The following is an 8,404-nucleotide window of genomic DNA, read 5'->3' on the forward strand; positions in this document are numbered from 1 at the left end:
GTGCCGGCCGGCTTCGCGAACTCCCAGTCGCCACTCATACGGCGATCGGCGCCTTGATGGTGGGGTGGTGCTGATAGTTCTCGACCGCGAAGTCCTCGAGCTCGTAGTCGAAGATGGTCTCCGGCTTCCGGATCAGGCGAAGGGTCGGATAGGGGTAGGGGTCCCGCGACAGCTGCTCCGTGACCTGCTCCACGTGGTCTTCGTAGATGTGCACGTCACCGCCGGTCCACACGAACTCGCCCGGCTCCAGGCCCACCTGCTGGGCCACCATCAGCGTGAGCAACGCGTAGGACGCAATGTTGAACGGTACTCCCAGAAACATGTCCGCCGAGCGCTGGTACAGCTGGCAGGACAGCTTTCCGTCCGCCACGTAGAACTGGAAGAGGGCATGGCACGGGGGCAAAGCCATGTTCTCGATTTCCGCCACGTTCCAGGCAGAGACGATGTGCCGACGCGAGTCCGGGTTCGCCTTGAGCCCGTCAATCAGACGCTCAATCTGGTCAATGTGCCCGCCGTCCGGCGTCGGCCAGGAGCGCCACTGTACGCCGTAGACCGGGCCCAATTCGCCGTCGTCGTCCGCCCACTCATTCCAGATCCGGACGCCCCGCTCCTGCAGCCAGCGGACGTTTGAGTCACCGCGCAGGAACCAGAGCAGTTCCAGGGCGACGGACTTGAAGTGGACCCGCTTGGTGGTGATGAGCGGGAAGGACTCGGAGAGGTCGAACCGCAGCTGCCGTCCGAAGACGCTGCGCGTGCCGGTACCGGTCCTGTCCGACTTGGGTGTGCCGTTGGCCAGGACGTCTCGGAGCAGGTCTTCGTAGGGTGTGGGAACCGGGGTAGTCACGGGATCCAGTCTAGGAGTATCACCGGCAGGAGCATGAACAGACTCAGTCGTCATACGCACGGAACTGCTCGACCGAGACCACTTGTCCCGCCTTCTTGCAACTCACCTGGCAGATGATTGCCTCACCGGGCGCGAGGTATGGATCCGACGTCGGCAGCAGCCGTCCGAGATGCGCGGGCATATGTGCCCTGAGGACATCAAGGATCAGCGGCAGCACCGGCCGGTGACTGCAGACGGCGACCGGGCTCCGCCGGTCGAAGAGCTTCTCGATAGTGCCGGTGGCGCGTCCGGGCTTACGGGCGGCGTCGCGTTCAGTGATGGCGTCCACGAGCTTCAGTTTCGCGTCGGAGCGCCTGATGTACGGCATGACGGTCTGGACGCAGCGGTCCCAGGGGCTGCTGACGATGCGATCGGGCGACCAGGCCAGCAGCAGGCGGCTGACCGCCTGGGCCTGGCGCCGTCCGGAGGCTGCGAGCGGGCGCTCCCCTTCGGCACGCGTCCAGGAAGACCGCGGCTTGGCCTTCGCATGGCGGACGACAATGAGCGGCCAGGTGGCCAGGTTGTCCTCTGCGAACGCCTGGGTAAGGGCATTCAGAGGTTCCCGGTCGGATGATTTGCTCAGCAATTCGGCCGCCCGCTCCGGGGAACACCAGAGGAAATCATCGACCTCCTTGCCGTCCGGCTTCGGCGTCATGCCTTCCGCCTTGGCCGCCCAGTAATGCACCACCTTGAGCCCGGAGGTGACCGGGTACTCAATGGTCGGCAACGGGATGCCGAGCTTGACCGACAGGCCGATTTCCTCGAAGACCTCGCGGACGGCGCACTCTGGAGTGGTCTCGCCCGGATCGATCTTGCCTTTCGGCCAGGACCAGTCGTCATAACGGGGGCGGTGGATCAGCAGGACTTCCAGCGCGCCGGACCGCTTGCGCCAGCACAGGGCACCGGCAGCGACGACGGCGGCTCCCCGCCTGCTCTGCTTGCTGTCAACCGCCGTATCGGGCTGCGTCATCACCGTCGAGCGGGCCGCAGCCGGCTGCGGGAACGGGAGGCAAGCAGCCACGACTGGACGTCGTCGAGTGGTTCGCCGTCGTCATCCTTGTGATGGCGGATCCACTCGCCGTCGCTGTCCAGATGCCAGCTGGCAGTTCCGCTGTCGAGGTAGCGATCCATGAGCGAGATCAGGTAAGTGATGTGCTCCGGCGCGGATAGCTGGACCAACGCCTCCACCCGGCGGTCGAGGTTGCGGTGCATCATGTCCGCCGAGCCGATGAAGACGGCGGGATCGCCCGCATTGGCGAAAGCAAAGACACGCGAGTGTTCCAGGAACCGGCCAAGCACGGAACGAACGGTGATGTTCTCGCTGAGGCCGGGTACGCCGGGGCGCACCGAGCAGATGCCGCGAACGATCACGTCGACCTGGACACCGGCCTGCGACGCCCGGTACAGGGAGTCGATGAGGGCCTCGTCAACAATCGAGTTCACCTTGATGATGACCCGCGCTTCGAGGCCGGCCTGGGCGTTCGTGATCTCCTGTTCGATGCGTTCGATCAGGCCGGACCGGACGGAGCGCGGCGCGACGAGGAGGCGCTTGAACGTCGACTTCGGGGCGTAGCCGGAAAGCTGGTTGAACAGCCTGGAAAGGTCCTCGCCCACCTGATGGTTGGCGGTGAGAAGTCCGAGGTCCTCGTAATAGCGTGCGGTACGCGGGTGGTAGTTTCCGGTGCCGATGTGGCAGTAGCGGCGCAGCCCGTCGATCTCCTGGCGAACCACGAGGGAGAGCTTGCAGTGGGTCTTCAGGCCCACGATGCCGTACACCACATGAACGCCGGCCTGTTCCAGCTTCCGGGCCCAGGAGATGTTGGCCTGCTCATCGAAGCGGGCCTTGATCTCAACCAGCGCCAGCACCTGCTTGCCAGCCTCCGCGGCGTCGATCAATGCGTCGACGATGGGGGAGTCGCCCGAGGTGCGGTACAGGGTCTGCTTGATGGCCTGGACCTTGGGGTCCACCGCCGCCTGCTCAAGGAACGCCTGCACCGAGGTGGAGAAGGAGTCATACGGGTGATGCAGCAGGATGTCCCGCCGGCGCATCGCTGCGAACACGTTCGCAGCTTTGGACGTTTCGCTCTCGTTCAGGTCACGGCTGGTGTGCGCCACGTGCTTCGGGTAATGCAGGTCGCCGCGGTCGATGCCGGCGATGACCGAGAGCCCCCGCAGGTCCAGCGGTGCCGGCAGGTCGTAAACCTCGGCTTCCTCCACGCCGAGCTCGCGGGAGAGCAGCGCCCGGATGCTCGGGTTGATGTCGGTGGTGACCTCAAGCCGGACCGGCGGTCCGAAGCGGCGCCGCAGGAGCTCCTTCTCAAGCGCCTGGAGCAGGTTCTCGGCGTCGTCTTCCTCGACCTCAAGGTCCTCATTCCGGGTGACTCGGAAGGTATGGTGCTCGAGGACCTCCATGCCGGGGAACAGCTGGTCCAGATGGACGGCGATGACTTCTTCCAGGGGGATGAAGCGCGCGGTCCGGCGGGCGACATTTCCGGCGCGTGGCCCGTCGACGGAAACGAGGCGGGGCAGCTGGTCGGGCACCTTCACACGGGCGAACAGTTCCTTGTCGCTCACCGGATTGCGCACGACGACGGCGAGGTTCAGTGAGAGCCCGGAAATGTACGGGAACGGGTGGGCCGGATCTACAGCCAGCGGCGTCAGGATCGGGAAGACCTTCTCCGCGAAGAGTTTGTTGAGGTCGGCCTGCGCGGCAGCGTCCAGTTCGTCCCAGGTGGTGAGATGAATGTTCTCGGCCGCGAGCGCCGGCCGGATGTGCTCCGAGAAGACAGCGGCGTGGCGTCGCTGCAGCGCCAACCCCTCGGACATGATCGTCTCGAGCTGCTCGATGGGGCTCAGCCCGGCTGCGGAGGGTACCGCCAGCCCCGTGGCGATGCGGCGTTTCAGTCCCGCCACCCGCACCATGAAGAACTCGTCCAGGTTCGACGCGAAGATTGAAAGGAAGTTGACGCGCTCAAGCAGCTGAAGGTCCGGGTCCTCCGCCAGGTCCAGGACCCGCGCATTGAAGTGGAGCCAGCTCAGTTCACGGTCGAGGAAACGATCCGCCGAGATCTCGCCTGAGGGCAGCAGGCTTGGGGCGAAATCGGGGATGTCGATGCGGTCCTGTGTTGCCCGCGCGGGAGCCACTTCCGACGATCCATACCGGGCCGGGACGCGCGCGGCGGTTTCGGCTTCCATAGTGTCTCCTTTGTGGTTCGGGCGAGGCACAGAGCGTGCCTTAAAAGGGGCCGTTGGAGCCCTCCTCAACCTTACAAGTTGTCCGCGGTGTTCCCGGGTGCGTACATCACATCGACGTCCCACCGGGTGAAGCCGAGTGACCGATAGAGCGCCACGGCGGGAGTGTTGTCCGCGTCGACATACAGCATGATCGCCTGAAGCCCCAGCGAATGCAGGTGCTCAATCCCCGCGATCGTCAGAGCCTTGCCGAGTCCCATGCCCTGGGCAGCGGGGGTCACACCCACCACATACACCTCGCCGATGGCCGGGTGCTTGCCGCTTCGCGGGTGGACCTTTGTCCAGTGAAAGCCGAGGAGCTGCCCATCCGACTCCCGAACGGCCAATATCAAACCCTTGGGGTCGAACCAGTCCTCCGCCATGCGAGCCTGCAGGTCCTCAAGGGTCAGGGAACCCTGCTCCGGATGGTGAGCGAACGCAGCAGCGTTTGCCTCGAGCCAGGCCTGCTCGTCCTGGCCCGGCGAGAAGGTACGCAACGTCACGCCTTCGGGAACGACAGCCTGGGGAACTGTCGCCTCAAGCGCTGCACGGGTCTGTCGCATGCGCCATAGTTCGCGGACGGGAGTGAATCCGGCCTTGACGGCGAGCTCGACGGCGGCAGCGTGGTTGCCGTGTGACCAGGCCCGCAGCTCGGGGAGTTGGTGGTCCTGCAGCGCCCGCACGAGGCTGGTGCCGACGCCCTGGTTCCGGTAGGTGGGCCGCACCACGAGCTCAAGGACCCCCACTTGTCCGGGAATACGGGGAAGGCTCACGACGGCGACGCCTGCAAGTTCTTCATCGTTCTCATCACCGTCGCTCGCATACGTGGTGAAAACCAGCAGGGACTCCGGGTGGGTGTGGGAAGTGCGCAGGTTCACCAGCGTCTGTTCCGACAGTGGGGGGTTGCCGTCCGCGTCCTCGGCAGCGTGTGCAAGGCCGACGATGTCTTCCAGTACCTCACCGCGCGGCGCACCGCCGATGGTGAGGATGGGCCAGGTGGGTGTCTGGGCTGCTGTCATCTGATCAGCGTAGCCGTGAGGACTGCGGTTCCGGGAGGCTTTTTGGTGGCATCGTCGCCGTGCTGTAGGCTTTTCAAGCGCTCGAAAGAGTGCAACCGGGGGGATGCGCCAGTGGGGCGCCCGCGATACGTTCGACCCGTATGTCCTCCACGAATAAGGAAGGCTCCCTCGCCGCAGCAGCGGCGGGGGAGCCTTCTCTTGTGTCTTCTGGTTGGCTCTTACGCCTTCTGGTTGACCGTGGAATCTTCCGGCTGCCGGGAGAGCGTGAACCGGTAGCCCACGTTCCGCACCGTGCCGATCAGCTGCTCGTGGTCGGCGCCGAGCTTGGCCCTGAGCCGGCGGACGTGGACGTCGACGGTGCGGGTGCCCCCGTAGTAGTCATAGCCCCACACCTCGTGCAGCAGCTGGTCACGTGTGAAGACCCGTCCGGGATGCTGCGCGAGGTACTTCAGAAGCTCGAATTCCTTGTAGGTGAGGTTCATGGGTTCGCCTCCCACCCGTGCGGTGTAGCTGGCCTCATCGATGATGACGCCGGATGCGTGGATTTCGCTTGAGACTTCCTCGGCGGCGGTGTTGGCCCTGGCGATGACGAGGCGCAGACGTGCTTCCACTTCCGCGGGTCCCGCAGAGTCGAGGACTACGTCGTCCGCCAACCAGTTGGCCGCAACAGCGGCCATCCCGCCTTCGGTGAGCACGAGCATCAGCGGTGCGCTCAACCCTGTGGCCCTCAGCAGTTGAGTCAGGGACCGGGCACCGACGAGGTCCTTGCGCGCATCGATGATCACGACGTCGCAGGGTTCGGTTTCGAGCAGGGCGGTTGGTTCTGCGGGAAGGATATGAACCTTGTGGTTCAGGAGCTCAAGCGCAGGGAGGACATCCACGGACGAGCCCTGACTGTTCGTGAGCATCAGGATGTGCGGCATGTGTCCTCCAAAGGTAGGGACGCGCATCATCGGGCGGGCAGCGGTGACCGGGCGTGCCGCGAACGGGAGCGTTCCGGCAGGCCGGCAGCGGATTCGCACCAGTATACCGGTGTGACTCTCCGCACCCCGTAATATTCGGCGGGCGCCACCTCATAAGGGACTCTCCCACAACCGGGCTCCTGAGCGCCGCACCGCCCGCTTTCGACGCCTTCCGCACCGGTAGGGCAGTATTGCAGGGGTGAGAATCATGATGGCGGCACTGGTCGCGGCGGTAGCTCTGATCGCTGTGGTCGGCGCGTCTTATGCGTCACTGGCGGTGACCGCCGGCGTCGTCGTCGTCCTGATTCTTGTGGCCGCGATCGGTTGGCCCTCCGTATTGGGAGTGCCGGCGCGCAAGAGCCAGTCCGCGGCCATAGCCATCAGCGCGCTCGCCGCCTGTGCCGCCGCTTACCTGTCTCCCTCGGGGACGGCGCTGACCTGGTTGCCGGTCGCAGTGGCGCTGGGTGTGGGAGCGGTCTTCCTCATTCAGCTCGTCCGCGGAACCGGCCAGAGTCTCCGGCTCGAATCAACACTCGGCGCCAGCTCCGGCGTGCTCATCATCGCCCTCGGTGCCGGCTGGATCGCAGCCGAAAACCTCAGCATCAACTCCGGGGCCTCCGCCGTCACTCTCGCCACCGGGACCAGCGTGCTGGCGGCCGTCGCTGCTGCGGTTCTTCCCTGGCCGAACCGGGTGGTCGTCCCACTGGGCGTACTCCTGGCCGCGCTCGCCGGCCCGCTGGTTGCACTGGCTTTTCCCGAGGTGGAGGCGGGCCCCGCCGCTATCATCGGTGCGGTGTGCGGAGCCGTCGTGATGGCAGGCCGCCGCCTGGTCATGAGCCGGGAGGAGCCCCTTGATACGGCTGCGCTCCTCTCCGTGGGAACTGCGCCGATCCTGGCCATCGGATCGCTTGCGTACTTCCTTCAGCGGCTCCTGCTGAGCTGAGACTCGCCCTTCCAAGGTTGTTCATAGTGGCGAAAGCGGTGGAAGCCCGGCGTTAGGATGGAGCCATGTCAATTCTTGCGCTGGAAATCTTCTTCATCTCGCTGCTGGTCATTGCTGGGCTGGGCATGGCCGGTTTCGCTGCACTCGTCATCGCACGCCTGTACAAGGGCCAGAAGTAACCTCCGCTGATCCATGTCCTTTGAGATCCCCACAGACCTGACACCCGAGCTCGTTCCGCTGTCCTGGCTGCTGGGCACCTGGGAGGGCTCCGGCCGGCTGGGTGAGGGTAACGCCGACTCGGAGCATTTCTACCAGCGTGCCGTCTTCACACAGCATGGGCTGCCTTTCGTGCAGTACACGGCTGAGAGCTGGCTGACGGATGAGGAGGGGAACACCCTCCGCCCGTTGTCCGTGGAAACCGGCTTCTGGGCGCTTGACCGTAAACTGAACGACGCCGACGTCGGCCCCGGTCTGTCACCGGCGGACATCGTGCCCGCGCTGAAGAGCGCGGACGATGTTGAGCAGTTCCGCAACGACGCGGGCGGGTTCGACATCACTGCCACCATCGTTCACCCCGGCGGCATTGCGGAGCTGTACTACGGCAACATCAAGGGACCGCAGATCCAGCTCAGCACCGACCTCGTCATGCGCGGGCAGCATTCGAAGGATTACTCGGCCGCCACGCGTCTCTTCGGGTTGGTCAACGGGGACCTGTACTGGCGCTGGGACATTGCTGCGGACGGCAACTCGCTGGAACCGCACGCGTCCGCCATTCTCAAGAAGACTTCCTGAACCAGTCCGCCGGTACCGGCATCGCCGCTGATGCCGCGTCGGGCGGAATACCCTTCACCACCAGGGGCGTTGCACACGGTATGACCTTCTCAAGTCCGCTTCTTTCCCTGCCCGGCGCCGTGGCTGCCGGTGCGCCCGACGCAGGAGTGGCGGCACACTACGGTGACCCGCTGCGCGAACAGCGCTCCCTGGCACGCGGAGACGCCGTCGTCGACCTGTCCCACCGCGGCGTGGTCACGGTCTCCGGCCCGGACCGGCTGAGCTGGCTCAACACGCTTTCCTCTCAGCTTCTGCTGAACCTTGCGCCCGGTGAGTCCACCGAGACGCTTCTCCTCACAGTTCAGGGGCGGATTGAGTACAGCCCCAAGGTGATCGACGACGGCGCCACCACCTGGCTGCTGACGGAGAGCTGGGAAGCCGGTCCGCTCGCGCAATGGCTCGAGCGCATGAAGTTCATGCTTCGCGTGGAGGTTGCCGACGTCACCGGCGAATGGGCCACGATCGGTTCCGTGAAGCCCGTTGAGAGCCTGGGCAGTCACCTCACCTGGGTCGATGCCTGGCCGCACGTCCGCAC

8 protein-coding genes are annotated in these 8,404 nt (G+C 65.3%); 3 read left to right on the plus strand and 5 right to left on the minus strand.

All coding sequences use genetic code 11. The annotated features are described in order from the left end of the window. Window positions 1-34: 34 nt before the first annotated feature. The 5 genes from RIF85_RS12990 to RIF85_RS13010 all read right to left on the minus strand — a co-directional run bounded on the left by RIF85_RS12990 (window position 35) and on the right by RIF85_RS13010 (window position 6,056). The gene (locus RIF85_RS12990) at window positions 35-844 is read right to left on the minus strand and encodes a thymidylate synthase (protein ID WP_309072321.1); all 810 of its coding nucleotides are present in this window, start codon (window positions 842-844) and stop codon (window positions 35-37) included. Window positions 845-887: 43 nt separating this feature from the next. Beyond that, window positions 888-1,853, minus strand: a complete 966-nt coding sequence (locus tag RIF85_RS12995; RefSeq protein WP_309072322.1) for an NUDIX hydrolase — start codon at window positions 1,851-1,853, stop codon at window positions 888-890. Continuing rightward, window positions 1,853-4,078, minus strand: coding sequence for an RNA degradosome polyphosphate kinase (locus tag RIF85_RS13000; RefSeq protein WP_309072323.1), 2,226 nt, complete (start codon window positions 4,076-4,078; stop codon window positions 1,853-1,855). Before RIF85_RS13000 ends, RIF85_RS12995 begins: the two co-directional genes overlap by 1 nt. Before the next feature lie 71 nt (window positions 4,079-4,149). Continuing rightward, the gene (mshD, locus tag RIF85_RS13005; RefSeq protein ID WP_309072324.1) at window positions 4,150-5,133 is read right to left on the minus strand and encodes a mycothiol synthase; all 984 of its coding nucleotides are present in this window, start codon (window positions 5,131-5,133) and stop codon (window positions 4,150-4,152) included. A 218-nt stretch (window positions 5,134-5,351) separates the two neighbouring features. Beyond that, a complete protein-coding gene (locus RIF85_RS13010) occupies window positions 5,352-6,056 on the minus strand; it encodes a response regulator transcription factor (RefSeq protein ID WP_309072325.1) in 705 nt (234 codons plus the stop codon). A 247-nt stretch (window positions 6,057-6,303) separates the two neighbouring features. Between RIF85_RS13010 and RIF85_RS13015 the strand changes: the two genes are divergently transcribed. The 3 genes from RIF85_RS13015 to RIF85_RS13025 form a co-directional block, all read left to right on the plus strand. Continuing rightward, window positions 6,304-7,038, plus strand: coding sequence for a hypothetical protein (locus tag RIF85_RS13015; RefSeq protein WP_309072327.1), 735 nt, complete (start codon window positions 6,304-6,306; stop codon window positions 7,036-7,038). 192 nt (window positions 7,039-7,230) lie between these two features. Continuing rightward, window positions 7,231-7,830 carry an FABP family protein gene (locus RIF85_RS13020; protein ID WP_309072326.1) on the plus strand — a complete coding sequence of 200 codons (600 nt, stop codon included), beginning with the start codon at window positions 7,231-7,233 and terminating at the stop codon, window positions 7,828-7,830. Between the two features lie 80 nt (window positions 7,831-7,910). Then, the coding region (locus RIF85_RS13025) for a YgfZ/GcvT domain-containing protein (RefSeq protein ID WP_375164850.1) at window positions 7,911-8,404 on the plus strand (494 nt) is incomplete at its 3' end.

Origin of the sequence: Arthrobacter sp., assembly GCF_031179385.1 — a bacterium.
Lineage (GTDB): Bacteria > Actinomycetota > Actinomycetes > Actinomycetales > Micrococcaceae > Arthrobacter_D.